We start from the raw sequence: 25,528 nt of genomic DNA, 5'->3' as shown, positions 1-25,528 counted from the left end.
CCTGCTATAGCGCGGGGCATGAGCACAAATTCGACCCGCACGCCCCTGGACCATATCCGCAACTTCTCGATCGTTGCCCACATCGATCACGGCAAATCGACGCTGGCCGACCGGTTGATCCAGTCGACGGGCGGCCTTGCCGAGCGCGACATGTCGGAACAGGTTCTCGATTCGATGGATATCGAGCGCGAGCGCGGCATCACCATCAAGGCCCAGACCGTGCGCCTGCACTATAAGGCGAATAACGGCGAGATTTATGTGCTGAACCTCATCGACACACCCGGCCACGTCGACTTTGCTTACGAAGTGTCCCGCTCGCTTTCGGCCTGCGAAGGTTCGCTGCTGGTGGTGGACGCATCGCAGGGCGTGGAAGCGCAGACGCTCGCCAATGTCTATCAGGCAATCGACAACAATCACGAGCTGGTGACGGTTCTCAACAAGGTCGATCTGCCGGCTGCCGAACCCGATCGCATCAAGGAACAGATCGAAGAGGTTATCGGCATCGACGCCTCCGAGGCGGTGCTGATCTCGGCCAAGACCGGCCTTGGCATCCCGGACGTTCTGGAAGCCATCGTCCACAAGCTGCCTCCGCCGAAGAGCGATGTCGGCGATAACGGGCCGCTCAAGGCGCTGCTGGTCGATAGCTGGTACGACACCTATCTCGGCGTCATGGTTCTCGTGCGCGTCATCGATGGCGTGCTGACCAAGGGTCAGCAGATCCGCATGATGGGTTCGGGCGCCAAATACGGCGTCGAGCGTATTGGCGTGTTGACCCCGAAGATGGTCAATGTCGATAGCCTCGGCCCCGGCGAGATCGGCTTCATCACTGCTTCGATCAAGGAAGTCGCCGATACGCGTGTTGGCGATACGATCACCGATGACAAGCGCCCGACGGCGCAGGCCCTGCCCGGCTTCAAGCCCGCGCAGCCGGTGGTATTCTGCGGTCTCTTCCCAGTGGATGCGGCTGACTTCGAGGATTTGCGCGCGGCTGTCGGCAAGCTTCGCCTCAACGACGCCTCCTTCTCTTTCGAAATGGAATCCTCCGCCGCCCTCGGCTTCGGTTTCCGTTGCGGCTTCCTCGGCCTGCTGCACCTCGAAATCATTCAGGAACGTCTCGAGCGCGAATTCAATCTCGATCTCGTCGCCACAGCACCTTCGGTCGTTTATGAAATGACGCTGACTGATGGCACGGAGAAGGAACTTCACAACCCGGCAGATATGCCTGACGTGGTGAAGATCAAGGAAATCCGCGAGCCTTGGATCAAGGCGACGATCCTGACGCCGGACGAATATCTCGGCGGCATCCTCAAACTCTGTCAGGACCGCCGCGGCCTGCAGACGGAGCTGACCTATGTCGGCAACCGCGCGATGATCACCTATGAATTGCCGCTCAACGAAGTGGTGTTCGACTTTTACGACCGGTTGAAATCCATCTCCAAGGGTTACGCCTCGTTCGATTACACCATCATCGACTATCGCGAAGGCGATCTCGTCAAGATGTCGATCCTCGTCAATGGCGACCCGGTGGATGCGCTTTCCATGCTGGTGCACCGCTCGGCGGCCGACCGGCGCGGGCGCGGCATGTGCGAAAAGCTGAAGGAACTCATTCCGCCGCACATGTTCCAGATTCCGATCCAGGCCGCTATCGGCGGCAAGGTCATCGCCCGCGAAACCGTGCGCGCGCTGCGCAAGGATGTGACGGCGAAGTGCTATGGCGGCGACGCGACGCGCAAGCGCAAACTTCTGGACAAGCAGAAGGAAGGCAAAAAGCGCATGCGCCAGTTCGGCAAGGTGGAAATTCCGCAGGAAGCCTTCATCGCCGCTCTGAAGATGAACGACGAATAAGCGGCAATCATATTGCCATCGCTGCTGTTGGAGGGGAGGCTTACGGCCTCCCCTTCGTATTTGAAGACCTATCGTTAAGTGTGCAGCTTTGCGCCCTTGGTGATCTTGTCGACGATCTTCTTGTCCGCCCTCAGCGCCATGCCGACCACCTTGGCATTGTCAGGAGAGAACTCCGAAAATACCTGACGGTTGGCGACATCGTGCCCGGTCGCGAACATTTCCTCAATGTAGAGTGATGTCGTGACATCGCGCTCGAGGGATCGTTGATGGATCTTTCGTAGCGCCTCCTGATCCGTGGCCATGACCACCACCGGCTGGATGGACAGGGGGTTATAGACGTTGCCTGCGCCATCGCGGTATGGTTCCCCGATGATCTCTCCGGTCTGGGCGACAATGCCCGACATGAGAAATGCGGTAACGTTCAGTTTTTGCCATACGGCAAGGTCATCACGAAGGATGACGGCGATCTTGGTATCAAACATGCAAACTCAATCTGGCTGTGGTTACGAAAGAGAAGCAACCCTAGACCCTTCGCGCATCATCGATCTTGAACGTTCGTGCAAATTCGAGGGGATCGTGCAGGCGCCCACAAGCGAGGGCATAGAACGCATCGAAGCGCGCTTTCATGGCAACGCCTATGCGCCGCATCGCCATGACACCTATGCGCTCGGCGTCACGCTTTCCGGGGTCCAGACCTTTTCCTATCGCGGCACCTCGCATTTCAGCATGCCGGGAAATGTCATCGTGCTGCATCCCGACGAAGTGCACGATGGCGGCGCAGGCACGGATGAAGGCCTGCGCTACCGCATGCTCTATCTTCCGCCGGAAAAAATCGCGCAGGCGGGATATCAGGCGCTGCCCTTTGCAAGAAATCCCATCATCGAGGACCCCGCGTTCCGGCAATGTCTGATCGAGGCGTTGGGCAATCTCGAAAGCGAGCCGGACAATCTGCTCCTGACCGACTGGCAATCGAGACTGGCGGATCTGCTTTCCAAACATTCGAACGGTAGCGCTACAACCATTAAACGGATTGATCGCGCCGCCGTTTTGCGGTGTCGGGACTATCTGCTGGAGAACAACGCCGACACTGTCGGTTCAGAGGAACTGGAGCGAATAAGCGGGCTCGACCGCTTTACGCTCTTCCGGCATTTCCGCGGCCTGCTGGGAACCAGCCCGCATCGTTATCTCATCATGCGGCGACTGCAAAAATGCAAGGAGATGATGCGGGCCGGCGCCAGCCTTGCTGAAACGGCATTTGCCTGCGGGTTCGCGGATCAGGCGCATTTCACCCGGCATTTCAAGAATGCCTTCGGCATGCCGCCCGGGCGCTGGCTGAGCCTCACCTCCAGCTGATCACTCCGGAAACAGGACCGACCGGTGAGCCGCTGCACCTGCCATGGCACCGTCTCCCACCGCAAGGGCGACCGAGCCAGCCGGTCTTGCGACATCACCGCAGGCAAAGACGCCGCGTGCGGTGGTCTGTTTCATGGCGTCAGTTATAATGCTCGATCCCATGGGACCCTCCTCCACTGAGCAGCCGAGTTTTCCGATCCAGTCCGAGGTAATCCGTAGTTTCGGCTGGGTGAAAAGACCAGCCAGCGCAATGCTGCGGCCGTCGGCCAGAACGACATCCGCATGTCCGGCAATTTCCGCGATACGATCTTTTTCCACGCGGACACCGCGGGCGGACAGAAGTGCTGCCTGATCCTCATCCGGTACGAATATGACATTGGTAAAGAAGGTCGTCTCACCCCAGTCCGGCAGCATCAGGGCGTGATGAATAGCCATGGGTGAAGCGGCAATGACGCCGATTTTCCCCTGATCGAGTTCGTAGCCATGGCAATAGGGGCAATGAAAGACCGAAGAACCCCAGCGCTCTTTCAGCCCGGCTATATCAGGCAGCTCATCGGTAACGCCCATGGCAAGGATGAGCCGGGCAGCACTTTCGCGGCGGCGACCGTCGATCTCGACGACGAAATCACCAGACGACCCCTCGACATCGGTCACACTGCCTTCCGCCCACTCTATTGTCTTGTAGCGCTCGATCTGGCGGCGCGCTTCGGCGACGATCTCGCCCGGCGCCTTGCCATCCTGACCAAGAAAACCGTGGGAATGGCTGGCAAAACGGTTCCTTCTTTTACCGGCATCCACAACGAGAACGTTCTTTCTGGCGCGGCCCAGCTGCAGGGCGGCGGAGAGGCCGGCATAACTGCCGCCGATGATGATGACGTCGAATTTCATGATGCACCTATCGTTCAGGACCGGGCAGGAAGCGCCCGTTCATTTTCACGATACTTATATTGTTACGTGATTTTTCGAGTCAAGGGTCACGCAACTTATATTGTTACGTCAATTCGAAACTGATAGCGTTGCGAAAAACAAATGGGCTTGCGCAATGAGACACGACACGCGCCTTTCAAGGGTGCTGCATATTCTGATCCATATGGAAAAACACGAGAGAGCGGCCACCTCTGAAAGCATCGCGGCCATGCTGCAGACCAATCCTGTGGTGGTGCGCAGAACCATGGCGGGCCTGCGGGAGCATGGTTATGTCTCATCGGAAAAAGGCCATGGCGGCGGGTGGGTTCTGGCGCGGCCGCTCAGCGAGATCACGCTGCTTGATATTTACCGGGCGCTCGGCGCACCGGAGCTGTTTTCCATCGGGCTGGCGGGCGACAATCCGAACTGCGTTATCGAACAGGCCGTCAATGCAGCCCTTTTCGATGCCATGAACGAGGCGGAAACCATTCTCCTGTCGCGTTTTGGAAGCATAACGCTTGCGGCGCTGGCGGAAGAATCGATCGCCCGCTGGTCAAGAGTGTCCAATAACCCCGCCGCGATGGAACAGCTTTAAGGGCAAAAAGACGCAGATTGCATCCACGAAAAAACCGCCTGCCCGAAGGCAGACGGTTTTCTCATGTCAGTCAGCCCATTACGGCTGGGTCTGAGTGCCACCCGTATTCGGGCTTGCCGGGGCCGTGTTGTTTGTCGGCGGCGTTGCCGGGGCGGTCGGTGTCATCGGTGCCGGTGCCTGATCCGTGGCCGCGGGCGGCGTGGTGGACGATGTCGTGGCCGGATCGGTGGTCGGGCCGCTCATCTGCGACCACGCGAAAACGCCCACCAGGACGACGACGATGATCGCCAGCCACGGTACCCAGGACGATGACGTGCGGGCACGCGGTTCATTGCTGATATTCAGTTCCGGACGAAGATCACGGTCCGGGCGCGGGTTGTTGGGATCGAATGTCATGGTATTTCTCCTCTTCACTCTGCGGAGAAAACGGCGTTCACGCGATTTTGTTCCGATTCATCCCTAAGCCTTCAGGACGGGCGGTGATCGGCCGCCTCCCGGAACGCATCCGCCAGCACCATCATCGTCTGCGGGCTGCCCATTTGCGATACGTTGAAACGCATGAAACTGGATGCATTCTGCGAGGAGCTGAAGACATTGCCGGGTGCCAGCACCACCTGCTGCGCAAGCGCGCGGCGCGCCACATCGCCCGCATCCACTCCGTCCGGCAGGCGGCACCATAAAAACATGCCCGCCTGCGGCTCGATCCAGGGCACACAGCCAATCGACTTCAGACGTGCCGCCGCGTCCGGCATTACCGCCGCAAGACGCAGTCGAAGCGCGTCGACATGCTTGCGATAACTGCCATCCGTCAAAAGCGACAGCACCAGCGCCGCAGAAAAATGCGCTCCACCGAAAGCGGTGGCGATCTTGAGGTCGGTCAGTGCTTCCACCCATGCCAGAGGTGCCGCGATGAAACCGCACCGCACGGAAGCGGACAGGGTTTTTGAAAAGCTGCCGATCTGGATAACACGGTTGAGACCATCGAAAGCAGCCAGCCGTGGTGCCGCCTGTGTTTCGAAATCGGCAAAAATATCATCCTCGATGATGGTCAGTCCCGCCTGTTCAGCCAGCATCAGCAGCCGATGGGCGGTAACGGCGGAAAGTCTGGCGCTTGTCGGATTATGGATCGCGGAATTGGTAATATAAAGACGAGGCTGGTATTCTTTCAGCGCCTGCTCGAACAGCGGCAGGTCCGGCCCGGTTGGAGTGTAAGGCACGCCGATGACCCGGACGCGGTGTGCGCGCAGCAGCGCATGGAAATTGAAATAACAGGGATCGTCGACAATCACCGCATCCCCCGGCTGCAGCAGGAAACGGCAGAGAAGATCGATCGCCTGCGTACCGGAATCGGTGAGCATGATCTGGCCGGCGCCCGCCTGTACCCCATGTTCGGCAAGCCTGCGCGACAGAAGCTGGCGAAGTTGCAGCAGCCCCATGGGGCTCGCATAGTCCGTCAGCAGGGCAGTATCCGCACGGGCAAGCCCCCGCATCGCCCGTCGCAGTGCTTCTTCCGGCATCCAAGATGCAGGAAGCCAGCCGCAACCGGGCTTGGCAAGGACCGAGGCCTCATCCAGCGCCTGCCGGGACACCCACAAGGGATCCACCGCCCTATCGAGCCGCGGCTCGATATCAGCGAGCGACAGGGGTGCAAGCGGACCGGCCACGAAAAACCCGGAGCCCGGACGCGAACCTATCGTGCCATCCGCCACCAGACGGTCATAGGCCTCGACAACGGTGGAGGTGGAAACCTGCATCGTCTTTGCCAGCGCCCGCACCGAAGGCAAACGTGCGCCCGGCACGAGGCTGCGTGAGGCGATGCGCTGGCGGATGCTCGCCATCACCTTTTCTATGCGTGTTCCGGGCCCCATGCGCGTGACGGGAACAACCTGCTCGTTCAAATCGCTCTCCATCCGTACTGGGCCATCAACCATAACAGTTTCTTCAAATTGTATACGACTGTTGCTGTTCCTGCCAGCCGTTCCGGATCAAGAAAAACAAAATGCAGGAGATGACAATGGACAAGACGACAAGCGGCTGGCTGAACGGCCTTATCGGCGTAGTGATATTCAGCGGTTCGCTGCCGGCCACGCGTCTTGCAGTGACGGATTTCGATCCGGTGTTCCTGACTGTTGCCCGGGCCAGCATTGCCGGCATTCTGGCGCTTGCCCTGCTGTTGCTGTTCCAGCAAAAACGCCCGGCACGTAACGATATGACATCGCTTTTCATCGTCTCGTTCGGTGTGGTGGTGGGGTTTCCGCTTTTGACGGCGCTGGCACTGCGGCACGTGACATCAGCGCATTCCATCGTCTTCGTCGGGCTATTGCCGCTCGCAACCGCAGTCTTCGCCGTGTTGCGCGGTGGTGAACGTCCCCGCCCCGCCTTCTGGCTGTTTTCCTGCCTGGGCAGTGCTCTCGTGGCAGGTTTTTCACTGTCGAACTCGCTTTCAGCCGGAGTTGGGGCTTCGCTTGCCGGCGATCTCCTGATGCTGGGCGCGATCATCGTTTGCGGGCTGGGTTATGCCGAGGGCGCCGCTCTGTCGCGTAAGCTGGGCGGCTGGCAGGTCATCTCCTGGGCACTCGTTCTCTCGCTGCCGGTGATGCTGCCGCTTGCCTTTTTCACCGGACCGGAAACACTTGCCGGAATCGATCCGCAGGCCTGGGGCGGCCTTGCCTATGTGTCGCTGTTCAGCATGCTGATCGGCTTCATCTTCTGGTATCGCGGACTGGCGCTCGGCGGTATTGCCGCTGTGGGTCAGTTGCAATTGCTGCAGCCGTTCTTCGGGCTGGTGCTTGCAGCAACCCTGCTGCATGAGGAGGTGAGCCCTGCCATGATCGGAGTTACGCTTGTCGTGGTGCTTTGCGTTGCGGGTGCCAGAAAATTCGCGCGCTGACGCCCGCCCGGATCAGCTTGAACGGCGGTCGATCCAGCGATGCCATGCGTCTTCGCTGCCGTTGAAGACATTGAGATCGATACGGCCATCGACACCATGCGACAGGCCGGAGCCGGAATATTGCCAGAACAGCCACTTACGACCGGGATAGACCACGGATGGATGCTGGGCGACGGCGCGCAGCCAGAATGGATAATCCTGGAATTCGCCGGTGAGATTGTCCTTATAAAAATCAGGCGCCGTATAAATGATCGGCCGCTGTCCATAATGGCGCTCAAGCTTGGTCATGAAGACGCGCATCTTTTCCAGCACGCGCTCACGGGAATGGCGCATCTTGCAGCTCGACTCGCCGTTATATTCCACGTCGATGACAGGTGGCAGCGCATCGGGATCACGCGGCACGTTGCGAATGAACCAGTCCGCCTGCTCGCTGGCCGAGCGGCACCAATAAAAGAAGTGGTAGGCGCCGCGGCGGATGCCTGCTTCTTTCGCACGCTGCCAGTTGGTGCGGAACATCGGGTCAAGATGATCACCGCCATCCGTCGCCTTGATGAAGGCGAAATTGGCGCCGCGAGTGCGCAGCTGCGGCCAATTTATATTTGCCTGCCAGCGGGATACATCCACGCCGTGAACCTGAAAATGGCGCGGCTGAACGCGGCCGAAATTGATTGGCTTGGCATCGCTGAAACTGGAGCGGAAAATACGCGAGCGGATTTGTGCGCCAGCGCCTGCTGCCGGGGCGGCTGCCATGGCCAATTGCACCGGACGCTCCATTTCGCGAACCATCGGGCGCTCCGCCGGCCGCACCATTCCCGCCTGTGACTGTGCTGGCAAGCCAATTTCGGGCGCATTCTGAAGCAGGGATGCTTTTGGCGTGACGGCGGAAAAGGCTTTGGGCTCTTCAGGCACCGGCCCGCCCCATGCCAACACTTCCTGCCGTGGCTGGGCGGTGATGGCCTGCGTGCCGACACTTGCCTGCGGCACGGGTGCCGACGGCGTGACCGAACTCGTCGTCTCCTTCGAAGGCAAGCCAGCCACCAGGCTTTCCGGCCCGGAACTGGTGCAGCCACCTAACAAAAGGCAACCGAAGAAAAGTGCTGGCACAGCCGATGATCGCATGAGAACCCGTACGCAAAACAAATCGGGGGCACTCAAACGCCGCCCGGAGACCTCGAAATACAATTGCTAACGGAAGATTATCAAAAAAGACTGAATCTTATCTTTACGCCGGCACCTGCCAATGCGCCTGTCATTTCTGGCAGGCCAAATGCTTCGAGTTCTCACATGGCGGCGAGGATCAGGCCGTCATGGTGCTCAAATCAACGGTATCGGCACCGGGGGAGTTTTTCTTGATCGACTCGATCGCATGAACCGCCGAGGCCTTGGCCTTGTATCCTTCCGAAGAAAACATCGTTTCACCGTTGGATGCCTTGAAGCGGAAGCGATATTCGCCGGCCTTGTCCTGATAAATCTCAAATTTGTACATGTTCTTCACATCTCCTTGGTGATGATGGTGAAACGATCGCAACCTTGATCGCCTAGGTCACGTTAACAACGAAAATAATCCGCTTAAATGAGCCCCACCCAGGCGCGTGCAATTTCCAGACCGGCTGCGTCAGCCATATCTGCGCGCGCGCCGCGATGGTCGCTGTATTTTTCCAGCCAGCCGGGCGCCATTTTTTCGACCGACGCGGGGAAGGCCTTGCACCAGCTGTCCACTACGGCGGTGGATGCTTCGAAATGGAACTGGGTGCCATAGACCGCCCGACCTATACGGAAGGCCTGATTTTGCGTCGCTTCATTGGTTGCCAGCCGTATCGCGCCCGGCGGAAGCGTAAACGTATCGCGATGCCACTGAAAAATCGGGAATATTTCATCCAGCCCCGCCAATAAAGGATCGGACGCACCGTCTTCGGTCAGCGATACATCTTCCCAGCCGAATTCAGGTGGGCCGGCGAGAATATTTTCTCCCCCATAGGCGCGCGCCAGCAGCTGGCTGCCAAGGCACACACCCATCACGGCCTTGTCGGCATCGCCAAAGGCTTTCATCAAAAGCGCAAGGTCTGGAAGATAGGGGTAAAGCGCGTCATCAAGAGCATTCTGCTCACCGCCCAGAACGATGAGCGCATCATGCTCACCGGCACTGACGGGAAGAGGCTCACCCGCATAGGCGCGGATGATGTGCGTTTCCGCGCCCGCCTCTTCCAGTGCGACGCCGAGTTGTCCGTGCGGTGTGCCCGCCATGTTTTCGATAATTACAACGCGCATGCAGCCTCTTGATGATGGCGGAAACCCAATCGGCGCAGTTGCCGATCAAATCCAAGCTTCACCACGAGAAAAACGGATTTTCAAGAGGCATGAAACAACGGCGGGGCGATGTCAGGCAAGCCCCGCCGGTAATCCTTAAAATTCCCGAGACAGTTTTGCGTCGACGGAATGCCGATTGCCGCCACGAACGGCGAAAAACAGGAAGATTGCAGCCCAGAGGATCGACTTTTCTGCACCGCCCAGACCCTCCGCCTTTACGATGCCGTGAAAATAGACCGTCACCAAAAGGACGATCATCGCCGCGAAGGACGCAGGCCGCGTGAAGAGACCGATCGCCACCAGAATGCCGCCGAAAAACTCTGTGGCGGCCAGAAGCGGCGACCAGAACACGCCTGGATAAAAGCCAAGGCTTTCTACCATGCCGACCGCCCCAAAAGGGTTGGCGATCTTGCCGAAACCATGGGTGACAAGAAGAACACCCGCCGCGACGCGCAGAATGGTCTCCACCAGATCATGCGTCGAATTGTAAAGCGGTGCGACAGCAGGAACGAAAAGACGCTGACGGTTATTGTCGAACTGGGCCATAGGATCTCCACGTTTCAGCCTTCGATGGCTTATCTGTTCGCAAAGCTCCGTGATAAGAACAAGAACGCGCCGGGTAAAAACATGAGTGTTATAGTTGACATTATCGTGACCGGACCTTGAAGGAGACGTAACCATTAGCGACACCAAGCCTCACATAACCATTCGCTATTGCACGCAATGCAACTGGCTGCTGCGCGCGGGCTGGATGGCACAGGAGATTTTGCAAACCTTCGCTTCCGATATCGGCGAAGTCAGCCTCATTCCCTCAACCGGTGGCCTGTTTGAGATCACTGTGGACGGAGCCATCATATGGGAACGCAAGCGCGATGGCGGTTTTCCCGGCCCAAAAGAGCTCAAACAGAGAATCCGCGATATCATCGATCCCGACCGCGACCTCGGCCATGTGGACAGAACGAAGCATGACGGACTCGACACCTGACCCGGCGACATGTTTCAACAGCCTATAACCAAGTTTTTTCCCTTTAAAATCAATGATCGTCATAAAAGTTCAAAAAGTCTGTTGACACCGGGCGGCTGCCCTCGTACATCGCTCTCCGTCGCCCAGATGGCGGAATTGGTAGACGCGCCAGCTTCAGGTGCTGGTACTCGAAAGGGTGTGGAGGTTCGAGTCCTCTTCTGGGCACCATTCCTTTTTTGATCTTAGCCAGATCAATGACTTAGACGAAAAAACAGCAACATGCAGGCCTCCCGCGAAACGCAGGGGCGCATGTTGTGTTTTTTCGATCTGATTAACTTCTGGCTCCTATTTCCCAAAAAAAAACGATTGCCGCCTGCGGGAACGCAACATTTGTCACGTCGACAAAATGCCTGCCGTTCCTTCATGCAAATTCATTATATTTGAAAGCTCGTTTGGCCTCGCCGAGTTTACGGCTGGGAGTCTTTGTCGCCACTGTTTTGCGAGTGCTGTTCGCAATTCGGCGTACAGGAAAGCACGGTTCGTTCCGTCTGGCGGAAAACGCGAACCGTATTGCCTTCATCGATGGAGACGAGAATGCGCTCATCGACGATCGGATTGCCGTCGGCATCAAGAAGCACGAGATTTGTCGTTCCGAAACTGCGGCCGGTCAGCACAATGGTCGTGGCATCGGCGACCGTGGCATCGGCAACTTTCGAATTCCCAACAATAACCTTGCTGACGGGACGATCGAGACGAAGAACACGGGCGTGGTTCATCGAAACGCGCAATATGTCTTCCTGGGCGAAAACAGATTGCGACGAGCCTCCCATAATGACGGACAAGCCGACCACAATTTTCGCCAGTTTTCCGGATGACACGCTTTTGGCCCTTGTTCATAACCCGCACTTCACTGCGTCGCAGAATGCGCGGTTTTAGTGAATGAAGCGTTAAATGGCGAGAGTACACGATGTGGGCAGTAACCATGCACAGTTGAAGTCATTTTTCGCCCCAACCGGTCTGCATCAAAATTGGGCATATATGTTCCATTGGGGGAGTAGCTTTCCAAAAATGGGAATTCCCTCGCAGCGGAATATATTTGTTTATCAGCAAATATAAAAATACGGGCAGTACTTTTTATCTTTGTTTACCAAGAGAAACTCATCATGTCGTTTACTTTAGATTAAGCCTTTTTTTTAAGTGCTTGGAAATCGCTCGGATGTAGTTTGAACGCAACCGAACAACGGAAAACAGTTGTCGGCGTGCTGAACCAAACAAGAGTTAGGAGATACTCATGACCAAGATTTTCGCTCGTTTCCTCAAGGACGAATCCGGCGCCACGGCAATTGAATATGGCCTGATCGCCGCGCTTATTTCCGTTGCAATCGTTGGTGGTGCCACGACCGTCGGCACCCAAATCAAGGCGCTTTTCGTTAACATTGGTGCGAAAATGACGGACGCCAAAACCAACTCGGGGCTGTAATAGCTGCAAGACGTCTTTTGATGGCCACTCCAAGGGGTGGCCGTCTTAGTATTGTTGGCATCCTCATCGCACTGGTTGCCACCCATGCAGGGAAACCCTTTGCGGAATTGATCCAATGGTCGTAGCAGCAATTTTTCTGACTTTGCCTTTGTGCCTCGCGTTTGCTGCGCTGAATGATCTATTCAGCATGACCATACCAAACAGAATACCGCTTATATTGCTGTTTTCCTTCGTAGTAGTTGCACCATTTACGGGTATGGATTTGCAGGCTTTCGCAATGAGCATTGCAGCCGCCGCTGCAGTATTTTTAGCCTGCTTTGCACTTTTCGCAGCTAACTCAATGGGCGGCGGAGATGCAAAATTGCTGACCGCCGCGACAGTCTGGTACGGATTCAACTCCTCGCTGATAGAGTTTCTGCTCGCAGTGACCATCATCGGTGGCGTGTTGACAATTGGTATCCTGCTTTTGCGATCACGCTCGCAGGAAATCATGGCGATCGGCATTCCCATTCCGGATTCCCTGCTGGTGGCAAAAAAAATCCCTTATGGCATCGGCATCGCCATTGCCGGCCTTCTGACCTACGGTGAAGCGCCGCTTGTAAAAGCCGCCATCGCCAGTCTTTCCTGAACGAGCTACAGTGTTCACGGATTAAAGGCCCATTAACCACAAATCCAAGCATAATATTAACCATAATTATACCAATCACGCGCCATCCTGAGGGGAGAACAACCTGATTCCCTCAAGGATCGAGCATGAAACCGTCGCGTATCGTCATTCTATCCGTTGCCCTGGTCGCTGCCGGTCTTGCCGGTCTCGTCGCCATGCAGATTTCCGGCGCAAAGCAGGTCATCGAAAAAGCGGAGACGATTATCCAGAAGGAGCCGACAGTCAATGTTCTCGTTTCCTCCGTCAACTTGCCAGTCGGTAGCCGCCTGAACGATAGTTCAATGCGCTGGACACCATGGCCGCAGGGCAATGTCGTCGATAATTTCATAACTGAAACAAAAAACCCGAATGCGATCACCGAACTGACCGGCGCTGTCGTGCGGTTGCCCCTGTTCGAGGGTGAACCGGTACGGCCGGAAAAAGTCGTCGATTCCAGCACCCGCATCATGTCTTCGCTTCTGCCGGCTGGAAAACGCGCGGTCGCCACGGAAATTTCCGTCTCCACCGGCGCCGGCGGTTTCGTGCTGCCGAATGACCGGGTCGATGTCATCATGGTTCGCAAGGGCGACAACGGCAATTTCCTCACCGAGAACGTTTTGAACAATGTCCGGGTTCTCGCAATCGACCAACAGATCAAGGAAGGCGAGGACGGCATCTCCGCCGTCGTCGGTGCGACTGCAACTCTGGAACTGACCCCAGAACAGGCAAAAATCATAACGGTGGCGCAGCAGATGGCGGATCGCCTCACTCTTGCATTGCGCTCGATCGCCGACGCGCAGGAAAACGATACGCTTTCAGCGGGCTACCTTCTCAACGGCGGCTCCGGTCAGCCGGAAATTCAGGTGATCAAGTCCGGGTCAATCGTCAAGGGCAGTCAAGGAGCATCACAATGACCGGGGGGTTCATGGCAAGGCGTGTTAAAAAACACCTGCGTTCATCGATGCTGGGCGGACTTGCATTCTGCGTGGCTTTTTCAGGCATTCCAGGCCCGCATTCGCCTGAATTTCTGCGCCTTGGCGAAGCTGCGGCACAAAGTGCAAGTATCGTGCGGATTACCGAGAGCGGAACAGGCATTCGCAAACGCCTGAAGCTCGGCCTCAACAAGGCGCTGGTCATTGATCTACCTGAGGATGCCCACGACATTCTCGTTGCGGACCCAAGCCTTGCCGATGCCGTAACACGCACTTCGCGCCGTATTTACCTCTTCGGAAAAACGGTGGGACAGACCAATATTTTCATTTTCGGTGAGGGCGGTCGCGAAATCGTCAGCCTCGATCTTGAAGTAGAGCGCGACATCTCCGGTCTTGAGGCGAATATCCGCCGTTTTATTCCCGAGTCGGATATCAAGGTGGAAATCGTTTCGGACAACATCGTCCTTACCGGGTCTGTGCGCACCCCTCAGGACTCTGCGCGCGCCGTACAGCTTGCCGACGCGTTTCTGAAGGGCGGGGAAGCCACCACCCGCAATATCTCGCTCACAGGCGGTGACAATGGCGGCGATGCGGCAATTTTTGCGGAACGACGCCAATTATCGCAAATCGTCAACATGTTGACGATCGAGGGCGAAGATCAGGTAACACTGAAGGTGACTGTCGCCGAAGTCAGCCGGCAGGTGTTGAAACAGCTCGGCTTCAATGGCTCCATTGGCAGCTCGACAAGCAACAATGGCTTTGAGTTCTCAAATCCGTCCAATCTTGGGAATGCAATTAGCACTGCCTCTAAAATAGCCAGCGGTTCGATTGGTTCCGGTTCGCTGAACTTTGCCAGCTATCTCAATGCCATGGAGCAGGCCGGTGTCGTGCGTACCCTTGCGGAACCTAGTCTCACCGCCATTTCCGGTGAACAGGCCAAGTTCTATGTGGGGGGAGATTTCCGGATCGCCGGAACCCAGGAAGTTACGCTCGACAAGGATACAAATACTCCGACCATCACCCGCGAAACGGAAACGGTCGACTACGGCATCACCCTGAATTTCAAACCCGTGGTGCTTTCACCGGGAAGAATAAGTCTCAAAATTGAGACCAATGTCTCCGAGCCGACCTATGAAGGCAACGTGGTAACCGGCAACTATGGGCGGAACATTCCCGGCTCGACCTATATGTCGGTCCGCAAGCGCGAAACCTCCACAACCGTCGAACTTCCGTCCGGCGGATCGATCGTTATCGCGGGTCTTGTTCAGGACAATGTCCGTCAGGCCATGTCCGGACTTCCGGGCATGTCGAAAATCCCGATTTTCGGCACGCTTTTCCGCAGCAAGGACTTTATCCGCAACGAAACGGAGCTTGTCATCATCGCCACGCCTTATCTGGTGCGGCCTGTTGCGCGCAACCAGATTGCCCGGCCGGATGACAACTTCAACCCGGAAAACGATGCCGCCATGTATTTCATGAACCGCGTCAACAAGGTCTATGGCCGAAAAGACCAGGTCCAGGCAGCGCCCTATCAGGGATCAGTGGGGTTCATCTACAAATGACGACACGCGCGAGAAACCTCCTCTTCAGAGCAAGCCCGGTCAGGGCAGGAAACGTCATGCCGGAAATAACCCCCTCTTCTTCCCTCAGACGGGCCGGTCTCGTCTCCATGGTTGCGCTCGCCGCCGGCCTGCTGCAAGGCTGCGCCCGCGATCCGCTGACGACCAATGCCATTCCCGATGATTATCGCACTCGCCATCCGATCACCCTGTCGGAAGCGGAGCATTCGCTGGATATTCCGGTTTCGGCGGGCGACAACCGGCTGACCACCGCAGTGGCGGATAACGTCCGTGGTTTCGCCCAGAATTATGCCTCCATGTCGACCGGTATCATCAATATTCAGACACCGTCGGGATCGGCTAATTCGGCGGCGGCCTCAAGAATGGCGAAGCAGATCCGCTCTACGCTTTCCGGCGCTGGCGTACCCTCGGGCAAGATCATGGAAACGCGTTATGCGGCATCCCCGAATGGCGACGCCGCGCCCATCCGTCTGAGTTATGTCGCCGTCACCGCCATGACCGGGCAATGTGGCCAGTGGCCCGAAGACCTTTCGGACAACACCTTTGCCAACAAGAACTGGTACAATTTCGGATGCGCTTCGCAGAGTAATCTCGCCGCGCAGATTGCCAATCCCATGGATCTGGTCGGCCCGCGGGGCATGAGTCCGATCGATGCCGAGCGCCGCGCGGTGGTCATTGACGCCTACCGCGGCAAGAGCACGACGGCGACGACGGACTGATGCGGTTCCAACATTTGTTACGGCAGGATAGACGATGAGCGCTGTAGAATACGATATCAAGTCAAACAGCGGCACTGACGCCGAAGCGCCCGTTCGCGCCGGCGATATGGATCGCCTGCGGCCCCTGCCCCGCATTTCCGTCCATGCCTTCTGTGTCAGCGACAATATGCAAGGCGTCATGGACGCATTGTCCGGTGACAGGCGCATGAGCAAGGTGACCCTTCGGGTGACCAAGGGGGATATCAACGCGGCAGCCACGATGTTTTCCGCCTCACCCACACCCAACCTCATCATTCTGGAGACGGCAAGCGCACCCGCTTCGCTGCTGGATGATCTCGCCCCCCTGGCGGAAGTTTGTGACCCCACCACCCGTGTCATCATCATCGGCCGACACAATGACATAACGCTTTATCGCGATCTCATCCGTAACGGTATTTCTGAATATCTTGTCGCCCCGGTCACCATGGCCGATCTGCTTGCCTCGATCGCGACGATCTTCGTCGATCCGGAGGCGGAACCGCTCGGCCGCAACATCGCCTTCATCGGCGCCAAAGGCGGGGTTGGCTCGTCAACGATCGCGCATAATTGCGCCTTCGGCATTTCCACGCTGTTCGCTACGGAAACAATTCTGGCGGATATGGATCTAGCCTATGGCACGGCCAATATCGATTTCGATCAGGACCCTGCCCAAGGCATGGCGGAAGCCGTGTTTTCGCCGGAGAGGCTGGACGAGGTGTTTCTCGACCGCCTTTTGACGAAATGTTCCGACCATCTGTCGCTCCTGGCGGCGCCGTCGCTTCTCGACAGGACCTATGATCTCGATCGTCAGGCTTTTCTGCCTATACTCGAGGTTCTACAGCGTAGTGCCCCAGTTGCAGTCCTCGACCTTCCCCACCAATGGTGCGATTGGACGCGTGCAGTCCTTGCGGAAGCCGACGAGGTGGTGATTACGGCCGTTCCGGATCTTGCAAATCTGCGCAACACGAAGAACCTGTTCGACGCACTGCTAAAACTGCGGCCCAACGACAAGTTACCACACCTCATTCTCAATCAGGTGGGTGTGCCAAAGCGCCCGGAGATCGCCCCGACGGACTTCTTTGAGCCGCTGGGAATCGAGCCCATCGCAATCATACCATTCGATACCCAGCTGTTCGGCAATGCCGCCAACAGCGGACGCATGATCAGCGAGATGGATGAAAAATCCCAAATCGCGGAAACCTTCTCACAGATCGCCCATACGATTACGGGCCGCACCGTGCTGCGCAAAAGCAGACGCGGCGGCCTGGACAAACTCAAGAATATTCTCAAGCGCAAATAGGGTTTGCCTCTGCGCCTTTAGACGGAAACGCCGATGTTCGGAAAACGCGGGTCTGAAGGCCCAGCCAGAAGCACAAAGCCGGATCTGGCCGCAGCTGTACCCATGCAGGCGGCGGTGGCGGCCGAAACTCGGCCTCTTGCGATCGACACGCTGGAGCCCGGCCAGTCGCCCGCAGCGCGACAGGTCAACGCGGCACCGCAATCGCCGCAGAAAAAACGTGCCCGCACGGAAGATTATTACAATACCAAGAGCCAGGTTTTCTCCGCGCTCATCGATACGATCGACCTTTCGCAGCTCGCCAAGCTCGACGCGGAGAGCGCTCGCGAAGAAATTCGCGATATCGTCAACGATATCATCACGATCAAGAATTTCGCCATGTCGATTGCCGAGCAGGAAGAACTGCTCGAAGATATCTGCAATGACGTTCTCGGTTACGGCCCGCTGGAGCCGCTTCTCGCCCGCGACGATATTGCCGATATCATGGTCAACGGATCCGGCCAGACCTTCATCGAAGTCGGCGGCAAGACCATCGAATCCGACATCCGCTTTCGTGACAATGGTCAGCTGTTGTCCATCTGCCAGCGTATCGTCAGCCAGGTCGGCCGACGCGTGGACGAATCGAGCCCGATATGCGACGCCCGCCTGCCGGACGGATCGCGCGTCAACGTCATCGCGCCACCGCTCGCCATCGACGGGCCGGCGCTGACGATCCGAAAATTCAAGAAGGACAAGTTGACGCTCGACCAGCTGGTGCGTTTTGGCGCTATCACGCCCGAGGGCGCGACCTTGCTCAAGATCATCGGACGCGTCCGCTGCAATATCGTTATCTCCGGGGGCACCGGCTCCGGCAAGACCACGCTGCTCAACTGCCTGACAAGTTTCATCGACAGGGACGAACGTGTCATCACCTGTGAGGACACGGCTGAACTGCAATTGCAGCAGCCGCATGTGGTGAGGCTGGAAACACGCCCGCCGAACATCGAAGGTGAAGGCGAGATCACGATGCGCGATCTGGTCAAGAACTGCCTTCGTATGCGTCCAGAACGCATCATCGTCGGCGAAGTGCGCGGACCTGAGGTTTTCGACCTGCTTCAGGCCATGAATACCGGTCACGACGGCTCGATGGGGACGCTCCACGCCAACACGCCGCGCGAATGCCTCAGCCGTATCGAGTCGATGATCGCCATGGGCGGCTTTACCCTGCCGGCTAAGACGGTGCGCGAAATTATCTCCGGATCGATCGATATCGTCGTTCAGGCTGCGCGCCTGCGTGATGGCTCCCGCCGGATAACGCAGATCACCGAAGTGATTGGCATGGAAGGCGATGTCATCGTTACCCAGGATCTGATGCGATATGAAATCGAAGGCGAAGATGCGCAGGGCAAGCTGATCGGCAGACATGTTTCGACGGGCATCAGCAAACCGCATTTCTGGGATCGCGCACGCTACTACGGCGAAGAGAAACGTCTTGCGGCCGCGCTCGATGAAATGGAAAAGACAGCCTAAGGGAAAGCGACTGCCATGGACTCTACAATCCTGTTATTGGCCGTGCTTGTCGCCATTTCGGCAGGAGCGCTGGCTTATGCCTTCCTTTTTCAGCAGATAGAGGTCGAAAAAAAGACCACCAGCCGTTTCAAGCGGGTCAAGGCCGCCGAAACGGATCACGCCAATATCAAAGCCGCACGCGACCGTGTCCAGGAACTCGGCAAACGCCGTAAATCCATGCAGGACAGCCTGCGGGAAATGGAAAAAAAACAGAGTGAAAAGGCAAAGAATGTCGGTTTGCGCGACAAACTGGTTCAGGCCGGCCTGCAGCTTTCGATCCGCCAGTTCTACCTTCTGAGCGCAGGTGCGGCGGTTGCCTCTGGTTTCGTCGCAATTCTCTATGGTCTGTCGCCGCTTATCGCTCTGCTTATAGCAGTGGTCGCGGGATTGGGCCTGCCACGATGGGTATTGGGGTTTCTTCTCAAGCGGCGGCAGAAGAAATTCCTGGAGGAATTCCCCAATTCGCTGGACGTCATGTGCCGGTCGATCAAATCCGGACTTCCGTTGAACGACGCCGTGCGATTGATCGCATCGGATGGCCAAGAGCCGGTGAAAACGGAATTTCAGCGGGTCGTCGACGCACAACAGGTCGGTATTAGCATTCCGCAGGCAATCGAACGCATGATGCTGACCATGCCGCTGTTCGAGGTCAGCTTCTTCGGCACCGTCATCACCATTCAGGCACAGGCGGGCGGCAACCTTTCCGAAGCGCTGTCCAATCTTTCCAAAGTCCTGCGTGACCGCAAGAAGATGCGCGCCAAGGTGAATGCCCTCTCAATGGAGGCGAAAGCCTCGGCGGTCATCATTGGGGCGCTGCCTTTCATCGTCATGACGCTGGTGCACTTCACGTCGCCCGATTACCTGTCTGTACTTTTCACCGATTTGCGCGGGCACATCATTCTCGGAGCATCCGGCATCTGGATGCTGATTGGCATTTTCATCATGCGCCAAATGATCAATTTCGATATTTGAGGGCGGGGCCATGACAGGAAATCTCGTTTCCCGCCTGACGGATCCGCAAACGATCATTGCCATTCTGGTCACGCTTGCGGTTTTTGCCACCCTCTACACCCTCATCATGCCGTTCTTCGAGCGCAAGGACTTCAACAAGCGCATGAAAGCGGTGTCGACGGAACGCGATGTTATCCGCAGCCGCGAACGCGAGCGCCTCGCAACGACCTCCAGAGATGGAAAAACCTCGTTGCGCGGCAACAACAACAAATCCGCACGCCGCATTGTCGAAAGGTTCAATCTCCAGGAAGCACTTGCGGACGCGAATACGATGAACAAGCTGCGTGCAGCGGGTTTTCGTTCACAGAATGCGCTCAACACATTTCTCGCCGCGCGGTTCGTCCTGCCATTCGCCTTTCTTGCCATCGCCGTTACCTGGGTTTTCATTCTGGGAAACCTTGCGGACAAGGCCTTTGTCGTCAGGCTGATGGCGGTTCTGCTTTTCGGTTATATCGGGTTTTACGCGCCGAATATCTACGTTTCCAACGCCATGACAAAGCGGCAGGGGTCGATCAAGCGTGCGTGGCCGGATGCGCTGGATTTGATGCTGATCTGCATAGAATCCGGTGTCTCGATGGAAGCCGCGATGCGCCGTGTTGCGGAAGAAGTGGGCGAGCAGTCACCTGAACTGGCGGAGGAAATGATGCTGACGACAGCGGAGCTCTCCTTCCTTCAGGACAGGCGCATTGCGCTTGAGAATTTCGGTATGCGCACACAACTGGATGGTGTCAAAAGCGTGGTGCAGGCGCTTATCCAGGCGGAGCGCTATGGCACGCCGCTGGCTCAGGCGCTGCGCGTTCTGGCGCAGGAAGGCCGTGACGAGCGCATGAACGAGGCCGAAAAGAAAGCCGCCGCGCTGCCACCGAAACTGACCGTGCCGATGATCATATTCTTCCTGCCGGTGCTCATCGCCGTCATTCTCGGGCCGGCCATCATCCGGGTTATGGATACATTCAAATAAAGAAAAACCGCCGGCATTTTGCGCGGCGGTATATTCCGATCCCTGCTGGCAAGATCGCAGGCCCGCTCATTCCGGCGGCCATAGCTGAAAGCCTTATCAGCCTGCAGGCTTTGCGTCTTTTTTCGCTAGCTGCTGCCAGGAATTCTGCTGCGATAGCATCGCACGCAGATAGGTGAGATTTGCCTGCGCCTGCTGGGGGGAAAGCTCCTGAACCGCGATACGCTCGGCTTCGGCGAAACGTCCCTGAAGACCCACAACAAGCGCGAGGTTCTGGCGAACGCGGCTATCGGCGCCGGGCTGCGAGATGGCGGATTGCAGATATGTCTCGGCGGTGCGGGGATCGCTCGACAGCACATAGGACATGCCGAGGTTCGAAAGCACGCTTGGATCGTTCGGCTTGAGATCTAGCGCCTGACGGTATCTCGAGCGGGCCTCGTTCGAGCGGCCCAGTTGGTCAAGCACCGCGCCTTCGGCGGAATAAAGGCGCCAATCGGGTCGGTCGGGGGTCTGCGCCCGCTGTATGGTCGACAACGCCTGCTCCAGCTGGCCGGCAGCCGCCTGCGCCTTGCCATAGGCAGCAAGTACATCGCGATCCGCCGGGTTGGCGATGGCGATCTGCTGCATGACGGCAAGCGCCTGCGTGTTCTTGCCCGTCATCATCAGAACGCTGGCATAGTTCATGCCAACCGACCTGTCCTTGGGGCTGCGTTCATAGGCTTTGCCGGCGGTCTCTTCCGCCTGCCGCAGCTGGTCCATGTTCAAATGGTCGTAGGAACGCGTGGCCGTGGGAATTGAGCCGGTCGACATGCGATCAGGCTTGTTGGTGCTCGCACATCCGGAAACGGCCAATACCAGCGCTACCAGACACGTTCCCCGCAGCAACCCGGTCCGGCCTGTTTCGCCCAAAGAAAAAGCAGTCATGGCAGCGCCCCCGCCCAAAAATGATCGATCTTGCGCCCGACATACGACAGACTCACATGACGCAACTTTCACTAAAGCAATAATCTGTTAACCCTAACAGAGCGTTAATCGCACCGATTCACGACACTGGAGCGCCGCGTCCGAGGGGACGCAAAAGGCCGCTCCGGCACTTTGAAACTGCGCATCGTTCCTGTCGAAAGTCATTCCGATTTTCGGGCCGATGCACCAACGGAAGCATACAATGGCGCCCTATCAGTTCATCGAACGCCCCACCCCTTTCAGTTCAAAAGCCGGCAACACCTTGCCGGTTTTCGCCGTCACGCCAGCCCACATCGAACAGGGCGCCATCGACCCTGTCGCTCTGGACTGGGCAAAAAAGGCGGGATTCAAGGCAGAAGCAGGCGCCATCCTGCTCGTGCCTTCCGCCGACGGTTCTCTGGGTGGCGCGCTTCTTGGGCTTGGCGGCAATCCATCCGAAATTCCCTTCATTACCGGGAAACTCGCTCGTGAACTGCCGGAAGGCGAATGGCACATCGAAACCGCGCCCTTGACCGCCAACCGCCTGGCGCTCGGCTTCGGCCTCGGCAGCTATCGCTTCGACAAATACAGAACCAACAAGACCAATGGGGCAAAGCTTCTCATTCCGCAGGATGCGGAAGACGGTGAGATCAAGCGCATTCTGGCCGGCGTTTTCCTTGCGCGCGATCTCATCAATATACCAGCCAATGACATGGGACCGGATGAGCTTGAAATCGCCTTCCGTGCCCTTGCCGCTCACTATAAGGCAAAGGTCAGCGTCACCACCGGCGACGATCTATTGAAGGAAAACTTCCCGCTGATCCACGCCGTTGGCCGCGCCAGCGAAAGCGCGCCGCGCCTCCTTGAGATGAACTGGGGCAAGAAGGGCAATCCGCGTCTTACCCTCGTCGGCAAGGGTGTCTGCTTTGATACCGGCGGTCTCGATATCAAACCCGCTGCCTCCATGGCTTTGATGAAGAAGGATATGGGCGGAGCGGCCAATGTTCTCGGCCTTGCACTTATGATCATGGATGCGAAGCTGCCGGTCGATCTTCGTGTGCTTGTACCAGCCGTCGAAAACTCCATCTCTTCCAATGCCTTCCGCCCCGGCGACATCTACAAAAGCCGCAAAGGACTGACGGTGCAGATCGACAACACCGATGCGGAGGGACGTCTCGTTCTAGCGGATGCTCTAGCCTATGCCGATGAAGACGCGCCAGACCTGATGATCGACATGGCGACGCTGACGGGTGCCGCACGTGTTGCTCTCGGCCCGGATTTGCCGCCTTTCTATACCGATGACGAAGACCTGGCCCATGACATCGCGGAAGCCAGCATCGATATCGACGACCCGCTGTGGCGGATGCCGCTCTATATGGGATATGACAAGGATATCCGCTCGCGCGCAGCCGACATCACCAACGCGCCGTCAGGCGGCATGGCCGGTTCGATCACCGCAGCCCTGTTTCTCAAGCGTTTCGTGACCAATACCAAGCGCTGGGCGCATTTCGATATTTACGGCTGGTCGTTGAGCGAGAGGCATCACTCGTCGATCGGCGGCGAGGCGCAGGGTATCCGGGCACTCTTCCATTACATCGCCCATCAATTCGCGAAGTAATTTGCTTCCACGGGCGCTTCGTTAACCGGAGCGCCCAGTCTCGATTAAACCAGAACCTTCTGTTCCTTGTGGTCTTCCTCGCCGAAGAACTTCAGGTAACGCTCCACTTCGGCCGGTTCGCCCGTCGCCTTTTGCGGATTATCCGAAAGCTTCACCGCCGGCCGGCCATTGGCGTCGCTGACCTTGCAGACAATCGAGATCGGCTTGAGGCTGGCGATGGTCTTCGGTGCGCAGCCGGCAAAATCATTGGTCAGATTGGTGCCCCAGCCGAAACTCATGCGCACCCGGCCTTCGAAATGCCGGTAGGTGTCAATAATGGCGTTGACGTCGAGACCGTCAGAGAAGATCAGCATCTTCTTGCGCGGATCGCGGCCCATCTTCTGCCACCACTCGATGATCTTTTCACCGCCTTCGATCGGCGGCGCGCTGTCTGGACGGAAACCAGTCCAGTCAGCCACCCATTCCGGCGCATTGCGCAGGAACGCTGCCGTACCGAAGGCATCAGGCAACACGATCAGCAGGTTGCCGCCATAAAGCCGGTTCCAGTCCTTCAGAACCTGATAGGGGGCGGCGGCCAGTTCCTCGTTCGTCTGGGCAAGTGCTGCAACGACCATCGGCAATTCATGCGCGTTGGTACCCACGGCTTCGAGATCGGAATCCATGGCGAGCAGGACATTGCTCGTACCCGTGAAAGCCGGTCCAATGCCTTCCTTCAGCGCCTCGACGCACCAGCGTTGCCACAGGAAGCTGTGGCGACGGCGGGTGCCGAAATCGGAAATGCGCAGGCCCGGCAGTTCCCGCAGCCGTTCGACCTTTTCCCACATCTTGGCCTTTGCGCGGGCATAAAGGACATCCAGCGTGAAATAACCGAGTGAGCGCATGGCGCTGCGTGAGCGTAGTTCATTGATGATCGCCAGCGCCGGAATTTCCCAGAGCGTCGTATCCATCCAGCGGCCATGGAAGTTCAGCTCATACTGCCCGTCACGCTTGAAAAGCTCATATTCCGGCAATTGATAGCTCGAAAGCCAGGAGAGGAATTCCGGCTCGAAAATCTGCGAACGACCGTAAAAGGAGTTACCCGCGAGCCAGATATTTTCCTTCTTGGAGAGACGCAGGGTGCGCGCGTGATCGAGCTGCTCGCGCAGTTCCATCTCATCGATCTCTTCGGCCAGCCGCACCGTCTTTGTGCGGTTGATCAAGGAAAATGTCGCGTCGACTTCCGGATAGAGTTTCCAGATCATCTGCAACATCAATAGCTTGTAGAAATCCGTATCGATCAGGCTGCGGACGATCGGATCGAGCTTCCAGGTGTGATTGTGGACACGGGTGGCTATATCGGTCTTCGTCATGCTCGCATTCCCCAACATCGGCCGAGACCCGACGTCACCCCGTACCTCGGCAGGTCTCAACCTGTCATGGCAAAGACTTATCTGAAAAAGCGACAACAAGTCCAGAGCACCGACGGCAGAGGGCCTTAGTTTTGCTCGCGCATCGGATTTTTCGAAAAGCGTACCGCACTTTTCGAGCAGAGGCGCTCAATCCCTTTGCCTCAGAAGGTCGGGTCGACGGGATTGATGCCGGGATACCAGTCCTTCGAGACCGGATTTCTGCCACCGAAGCTGGAAATGCCGTTTTCATCCGTGCAGCGATAACCCTGAACGGGAAGTCCCCGGCTGCCGAAAACATCGCGGTAGGCGCCGCGGGAATATCCGGTTCTTCCAAGTTCGCTGTGGCAGGTATAACGGACCTTGGGCTGCAGCGTGCGTGGGTCTTTGACACCGGGCAGGTTCGCATAGGCATCGGGTGCGGGGGCAAAGCCATTCTGGAAAACGGTCTGCGCCTGCACCGAGGCGCTCAATAGAACCGCCATCAGAAACGCTGCCAATTTTGTCGCCGTTTTTGTCTTCATCGATGCCGAT

27 protein-coding genes and 1 tRNA gene are annotated in these 25,528 nt (G+C 57.4%); 16 read left to right on the top strand and 12 right to left on the bottom strand.

Annotated elements, in window-relative coordinates:
* Window positions 1-6: 6 nt before the first annotated feature.
* Window positions 7-1,845, top strand: coding sequence for a translation elongation factor 4 (gene lepA, locus JZX89_RS11685; protein ID WP_174374195.1), 1,839 nt, complete (start codon window positions 7-9; stop codon window positions 1,843-1,845).
* Between the two features lie 74 nt (window positions 1,846-1,919).
* On the opposite strand, the gene JZX89_RS11680 is transcribed toward lepA, so the two are convergent.
* Window positions 1,920-2,327 carry a DUF2000 family protein gene (locus JZX89_RS11680; RefSeq protein WP_207134130.1) on the bottom strand — a complete coding sequence of 136 codons (408 nt, stop codon included), beginning with the start codon at window positions 2,325-2,327 and terminating at the stop codon, window positions 1,920-1,922.
* Window positions 2,328-2,421: 94 nt separating this feature from the next.
* Here JZX89_RS11680 and JZX89_RS11675 point away from each other — a divergent pair, with 94 nt between their 5' ends.
* A complete protein-coding gene (locus JZX89_RS11675) occupies window positions 2,422-3,198 on the top strand; it encodes an AraC family transcriptional regulator (RefSeq protein ID WP_207134228.1) in 777 nt (258 codons plus the stop codon).
* Here the strand turns inward: JZX89_RS11675 and JZX89_RS11670 are convergent, their stop codons facing one another.
* Window positions 3,199-4,086, bottom strand: coding sequence for an NAD(P)/FAD-dependent oxidoreductase (locus tag JZX89_RS11670; RefSeq protein ID WP_207134129.1), 888 nt, complete (start codon window positions 4,084-4,086; stop codon window positions 3,199-3,201).
* Window positions 4,087-4,240: 154 nt separating this feature from the next.
* Between JZX89_RS11670 and JZX89_RS11665 the strand changes: the two genes are divergently transcribed.
* On the top strand, window positions 4,241-4,699 hold the full coding sequence (locus JZX89_RS11665) for an Rrf2 family transcriptional regulator (protein WP_149898317.1): 459 nt from the start codon (window positions 4,241-4,243) through the stop codon (window positions 4,697-4,699).
* 78 nt (window positions 4,700-4,777) lie between these two features.
* On the opposite strand, the gene JZX89_RS11660 is transcribed toward JZX89_RS11665, so the two are convergent.
* Window positions 4,778-5,095 (bottom strand): hypothetical protein, encoded by a 318-nt coding sequence (locus JZX89_RS11660; RefSeq protein WP_207134128.1) that lies wholly within the window; start codon window positions 5,093-5,095, stop codon window positions 4,778-4,780.
* 71 nt (window positions 5,096-5,166) lie between these two features.
* Window positions 5,167-6,609, bottom strand: coding sequence for an aminotransferase-like domain-containing protein (locus JZX89_RS11655; RefSeq protein ID WP_369809546.1), 1,443 nt, complete (start codon window positions 6,607-6,609; stop codon window positions 5,167-5,169).
* A gap of 104 nt (window positions 6,610-6,713) precedes the next feature.
* Here JZX89_RS11655 and JZX89_RS11650 point away from each other — a divergent pair, with 104 nt between their 5' ends.
* Window positions 6,714-7,589: a DMT family transporter gene (locus JZX89_RS11650; protein WP_207134127.1), complete on the top strand. Its 876-nt coding sequence runs from the start codon at window positions 6,714-6,716 to the stop codon at window positions 7,587-7,589.
* A gap of 12 nt (window positions 7,590-7,601) precedes the next feature.
* Here JZX89_RS11650 and JZX89_RS11645 read toward each other — a convergent pair whose 3' ends face one another.
* The 4 genes from JZX89_RS11645 to JZX89_RS11630 all read right to left on the bottom strand — a co-directional run bounded on the left by JZX89_RS11645 (window position 7,602) and on the right by JZX89_RS11630 (window position 10,442).
* Entirely contained in the window at window positions 7,602-8,708 is a 1,107-nt protein-coding gene (locus JZX89_RS11645; protein WP_153515263.1) for a glycoside hydrolase family 25 protein, read from the bottom strand.
* A gap of 178 nt (window positions 8,709-8,886) precedes the next feature.
* Window positions 8,887-9,075, bottom strand: coding sequence for a YegP family protein (locus JZX89_RS11640; RefSeq protein WP_153515264.1), 189 nt, complete (start codon window positions 9,073-9,075; stop codon window positions 8,887-8,889).
* Between the two features lie 83 nt (window positions 9,076-9,158).
* Window positions 9,159-9,857 carry a type 1 glutamine amidotransferase gene (locus JZX89_RS11635; protein WP_207134126.1) on the bottom strand — a complete coding sequence of 233 codons (699 nt, stop codon included), beginning with the start codon at window positions 9,855-9,857 and terminating at the stop codon, window positions 9,159-9,161.
* A 135-nt stretch (window positions 9,858-9,992) separates the two neighbouring features.
* Complete coding sequence (locus tag JZX89_RS11630) at window positions 9,993-10,442, bottom strand: DoxX family protein (protein WP_149898313.1); 450 nt, start codon at window positions 10,440-10,442, stop codon at window positions 9,993-9,995.
* A 133-nt stretch (window positions 10,443-10,575) separates the two neighbouring features.
* Here JZX89_RS11630 and JZX89_RS11625 point away from each other — a divergent pair, with 133 nt between their 5' ends.
* Window positions 10,576-10,881 (top strand): Rdx family protein, encoded by a 306-nt coding sequence (locus JZX89_RS11625; protein WP_149898312.1) that lies wholly within the window; start codon window positions 10,576-10,578, stop codon window positions 10,879-10,881.
* Between the two features lie 120 nt (window positions 10,882-11,001).
* Window positions 11,002-11,088 (top strand) — tRNA-Leu (locus tag JZX89_RS11620).
* Between the two features lie 239 nt (window positions 11,089-11,327).
* On the opposite strand, the gene JZX89_RS11615 is transcribed toward JZX89_RS11620, so the two are convergent.
* Window positions 11,328-11,690, bottom strand: coding sequence for a pilus assembly protein N-terminal domain-containing protein (locus JZX89_RS11615; RefSeq protein WP_153515366.1), 363 nt, complete (start codon window positions 11,688-11,690; stop codon window positions 11,328-11,330).
* Between the two features lie 461 nt (window positions 11,691-12,151).
* Between JZX89_RS11615 and JZX89_RS11610 the strand changes: the two genes are divergently transcribed.
* From JZX89_RS11610 to JZX89_RS11570, 9 genes are all read left to right on the top strand, one after another.
* Entirely contained in the window at window positions 12,152-12,340 is a 189-nt protein-coding gene (locus tag JZX89_RS11610; RefSeq protein WP_046799218.1) for a Flp family type IVb pilin, read from the top strand.
* Between the two features lie 115 nt (window positions 12,341-12,455).
* The gene (locus JZX89_RS11605; RefSeq protein ID WP_207134125.1) at window positions 12,456-12,968 is read left to right on the top strand and encodes an A24 family peptidase; all 513 of its coding nucleotides are present in this window, start codon (window positions 12,456-12,458) and stop codon (window positions 12,966-12,968) included.
* 125 nt (window positions 12,969-13,093) lie between these two features.
* Window positions 13,094-13,900, top strand: coding sequence for a Flp pilus assembly protein CpaB (gene cpaB / locus JZX89_RS11600; protein ID WP_052820178.1), 807 nt, complete (start codon window positions 13,094-13,096; stop codon window positions 13,898-13,900).
* Window positions 13,897-15,480 carry a type II and III secretion system protein family protein gene (locus JZX89_RS11595; RefSeq protein ID WP_207134124.1) on the top strand — a complete coding sequence of 528 codons (1,584 nt, stop codon included), beginning with the start codon at window positions 13,897-13,899 and terminating at the stop codon, window positions 15,478-15,480. The genes cpaB and JZX89_RS11595 overlap by 4 nt, the downstream gene beginning before the upstream one ends.
* A 56-nt stretch (window positions 15,481-15,536) precedes the next feature.
* Window positions 15,537-16,217, top strand: a complete 681-nt coding sequence (locus JZX89_RS11590; RefSeq protein WP_207134123.1) for a CpaD family pilus assembly protein — start codon at window positions 15,537-15,539, stop codon at window positions 16,215-16,217.
* Window positions 16,218-16,251: 34 nt separating this feature from the next.
* Window positions 16,252-17,535: a CpaE/TadZ family protein gene (locus JZX89_RS11585; RefSeq protein WP_174374093.1), complete on the top strand. Its 1,284-nt coding sequence runs from the start codon at window positions 16,252-16,254 to the stop codon at window positions 17,533-17,535.
* A gap of 33 nt (window positions 17,536-17,568) precedes the next feature.
* A complete protein-coding gene (locus tag JZX89_RS11580; protein ID WP_207134122.1) occupies window positions 17,569-19,041 on the top strand; it encodes a TadA family conjugal transfer-associated ATPase in 1,473 nt (490 codons plus the stop codon).
* Window positions 19,042-19,056: 15 nt separating this feature from the next.
* On the top strand, window positions 19,057-20,052 hold the full coding sequence (locus tag JZX89_RS11575) for a type II secretion system F family protein (RefSeq protein ID WP_207134121.1): 996 nt from the start codon (window positions 19,057-19,059) through the stop codon (window positions 20,050-20,052).
* Window positions 20,053-20,062: 10 nt separating this feature from the next.
* The gene (locus tag JZX89_RS11570) at window positions 20,063-21,052 is read left to right on the top strand and encodes a type II secretion system F family protein (RefSeq protein WP_153515270.1); all 990 of its coding nucleotides are present in this window, start codon (window positions 20,063-20,065) and stop codon (window positions 21,050-21,052) included.
* A 96-nt stretch (window positions 21,053-21,148) separates the two neighbouring features.
* Here JZX89_RS11570 and JZX89_RS11565 read toward each other — a convergent pair whose 3' ends face one another.
* Entirely contained in the window at window positions 21,149-21,973 is an 825-nt protein-coding gene (locus tag JZX89_RS11565; RefSeq protein WP_246746692.1) for a tetratricopeptide repeat protein, read from the bottom strand.
* A gap of 241 nt (window positions 21,974-22,214) precedes the next feature.
* Between JZX89_RS11565 and JZX89_RS11560 the strand changes: the two genes are divergently transcribed.
* Window positions 22,215-23,609, top strand: coding sequence for a leucyl aminopeptidase family protein (locus JZX89_RS11560; RefSeq protein WP_174374091.1), 1,395 nt, complete (start codon window positions 22,215-22,217; stop codon window positions 23,607-23,609).
* A 44-nt stretch (window positions 23,610-23,653) separates the two neighbouring features.
* Here JZX89_RS11560 and pncB read toward each other — a convergent pair whose 3' ends face one another.
* The gene (gene pncB / locus JZX89_RS11555) at window positions 23,654-24,958 is read right to left on the bottom strand and encodes a nicotinate phosphoribosyltransferase (protein ID WP_046799208.1); all 1,305 of its coding nucleotides are present in this window, start codon (window positions 24,956-24,958) and stop codon (window positions 23,654-23,656) included.
* 200 nt (window positions 24,959-25,158) lie between these two features.
* A complete protein-coding gene (locus tag JZX89_RS11550; protein WP_207134120.1) occupies window positions 25,159-25,518 on the bottom strand; it encodes a hypothetical protein in 360 nt (119 codons plus the stop codon).
* Between the last annotated feature and the right edge of the window lie 10 nt (window positions 25,519-25,528).

The organism is Agrobacterium burrii, from assembly GCF_017313405.1.
GTDB lineage: Bacteria > Pseudomonadota > Alphaproteobacteria > Rhizobiales > Rhizobiaceae > Agrobacterium > Agrobacterium burrii.
This window is presented reverse-complemented; position numbering and strand designations above follow the sequence as displayed.

Excerpts from the sequence above, each read along its gene's own strand:
- JZX89_RS11570 (WP_153515270.1), top strand. The coding sequence starts at position 20,063 with ATGACAGGAAATCTCGTTTCCCGCCTGACGGATCCGCAAACGATCATT.
- pncB (WP_046799208.1), bottom strand. The coding sequence starts at position 24,958 with ATGACGAAGACCGATATAGCCACCCGTGTCCACAATCACACCTGGAAG.
- JZX89_RS11595 (WP_207134124.1), top strand. The coding sequence starts at position 13,897 with ATGACCGGGGGGTTCATGGCAAGGCGTGTTAAAAAACACCTGCGTTCA.
- JZX89_RS11580 (WP_207134122.1), top strand. The coding sequence starts at position 17,569 with ATGTTCGGAAAACGCGGGTCTGAAGGCCCAGCCAGAAGCACAAAGCCG.
- JZX89_RS11645 (WP_153515263.1), bottom strand. The coding sequence starts at position 8,708 with ATGCGATCATCGGCTGTGCCAGCACTTTTCTTCGGTTGCCTTTTGTTA.
- JZX89_RS11660 (WP_207134128.1), bottom strand. The coding sequence starts at position 5,095 with ATGACATTCGATCCCAACAACCCGCGCCCGGACCGTGATCTTCGTCCG.
- JZX89_RS11665 (WP_149898317.1), top strand. The coding sequence starts at position 4,241 with ATGAGACACGACACGCGCCTTTCAAGGGTGCTGCATATTCTGATCCAT.
- JZX89_RS11655 (WP_369809546.1), bottom strand. The coding sequence starts at position 6,609 with ATGGAGAGCGATTTGAACGAGCAGGTTGTTCCCGTCACGCGCATGGGG.
- JZX89_RS11615 (WP_153515366.1), bottom strand. The coding sequence starts at position 11,690 with ATGGGAGGCTCGTCGCAATCTGTTTTCGCCCAGGAAGACATATTGCGC.
- JZX89_RS11610 (WP_046799218.1), top strand. The coding sequence starts at position 12,152 with ATGACCAAGATTTTCGCTCGTTTCCTCAAGGACGAATCCGGCGCCACG.
- JZX89_RS11550 (WP_207134120.1), bottom strand. The coding sequence starts at position 25,518 with ATGAAGACAAAAACGGCGACAAAATTGGCAGCGTTTCTGATGGCGGTT.
- JZX89_RS11670 (WP_207134129.1), bottom strand. The coding sequence starts at position 4,086 with ATGAAATTCGACGTCATCATCATCGGCGGCAGTTATGCCGGCCTCTCC.
- JZX89_RS11650 (WP_207134127.1), top strand. The coding sequence starts at position 6,714 with ATGGACAAGACGACAAGCGGCTGGCTGAACGGCCTTATCGGCGTAGTG.
- JZX89_RS11565 (WP_246746692.1), bottom strand. The coding sequence starts at position 21,973 with ATGACTGCTTTTTCTTTGGGCGAAACAGGCCGGACCGGGTTGCTGCGG.
- JZX89_RS11590 (WP_207134123.1), top strand. The coding sequence starts at position 15,537 with ATGCCGGAAATAACCCCCTCTTCTTCCCTCAGACGGGCCGGTCTCGTC.
- JZX89_RS11560 (WP_174374091.1), top strand. The coding sequence starts at position 22,215 with ATGGCGCCCTATCAGTTCATCGAACGCCCCACCCCTTTCAGTTCAAAA.
- JZX89_RS11680 (WP_207134130.1), bottom strand. The coding sequence starts at position 2,327 with ATGTTTGATACCAAGATCGCCGTCATCCTTCGTGATGACCTTGCCGTA.
- cpaB (WP_052820178.1), top strand. The coding sequence starts at position 13,094 with ATGAAACCGTCGCGTATCGTCATTCTATCCGTTGCCCTGGTCGCTGCC.
- JZX89_RS11630 (WP_149898313.1), bottom strand. The coding sequence starts at position 10,442 with ATGGCCCAGTTCGACAATAACCGTCAGCGTCTTTTCGTTCCTGCTGTC.
- JZX89_RS11575 (WP_207134121.1), top strand. The coding sequence starts at position 19,057 with ATGGACTCTACAATCCTGTTATTGGCCGTGCTTGTCGCCATTTCGGCA.
- JZX89_RS11605 (WP_207134125.1), top strand. The coding sequence starts at position 12,456 with ATGGTCGTAGCAGCAATTTTTCTGACTTTGCCTTTGTGCCTCGCGTTT.
- JZX89_RS11585 (WP_174374093.1), top strand. The coding sequence starts at position 16,252 with ATGAGCGCTGTAGAATACGATATCAAGTCAAACAGCGGCACTGACGCC.
- JZX89_RS11640 (WP_153515264.1), bottom strand. The coding sequence starts at position 9,075 with ATGTACAAATTTGAGATTTATCAGGACAAGGCCGGCGAATATCGCTTC.
- JZX89_RS11635 (WP_207134126.1), bottom strand. The coding sequence starts at position 9,857 with ATGCGCGTTGTAATTATCGAAAACATGGCGGGCACACCGCACGGACAA.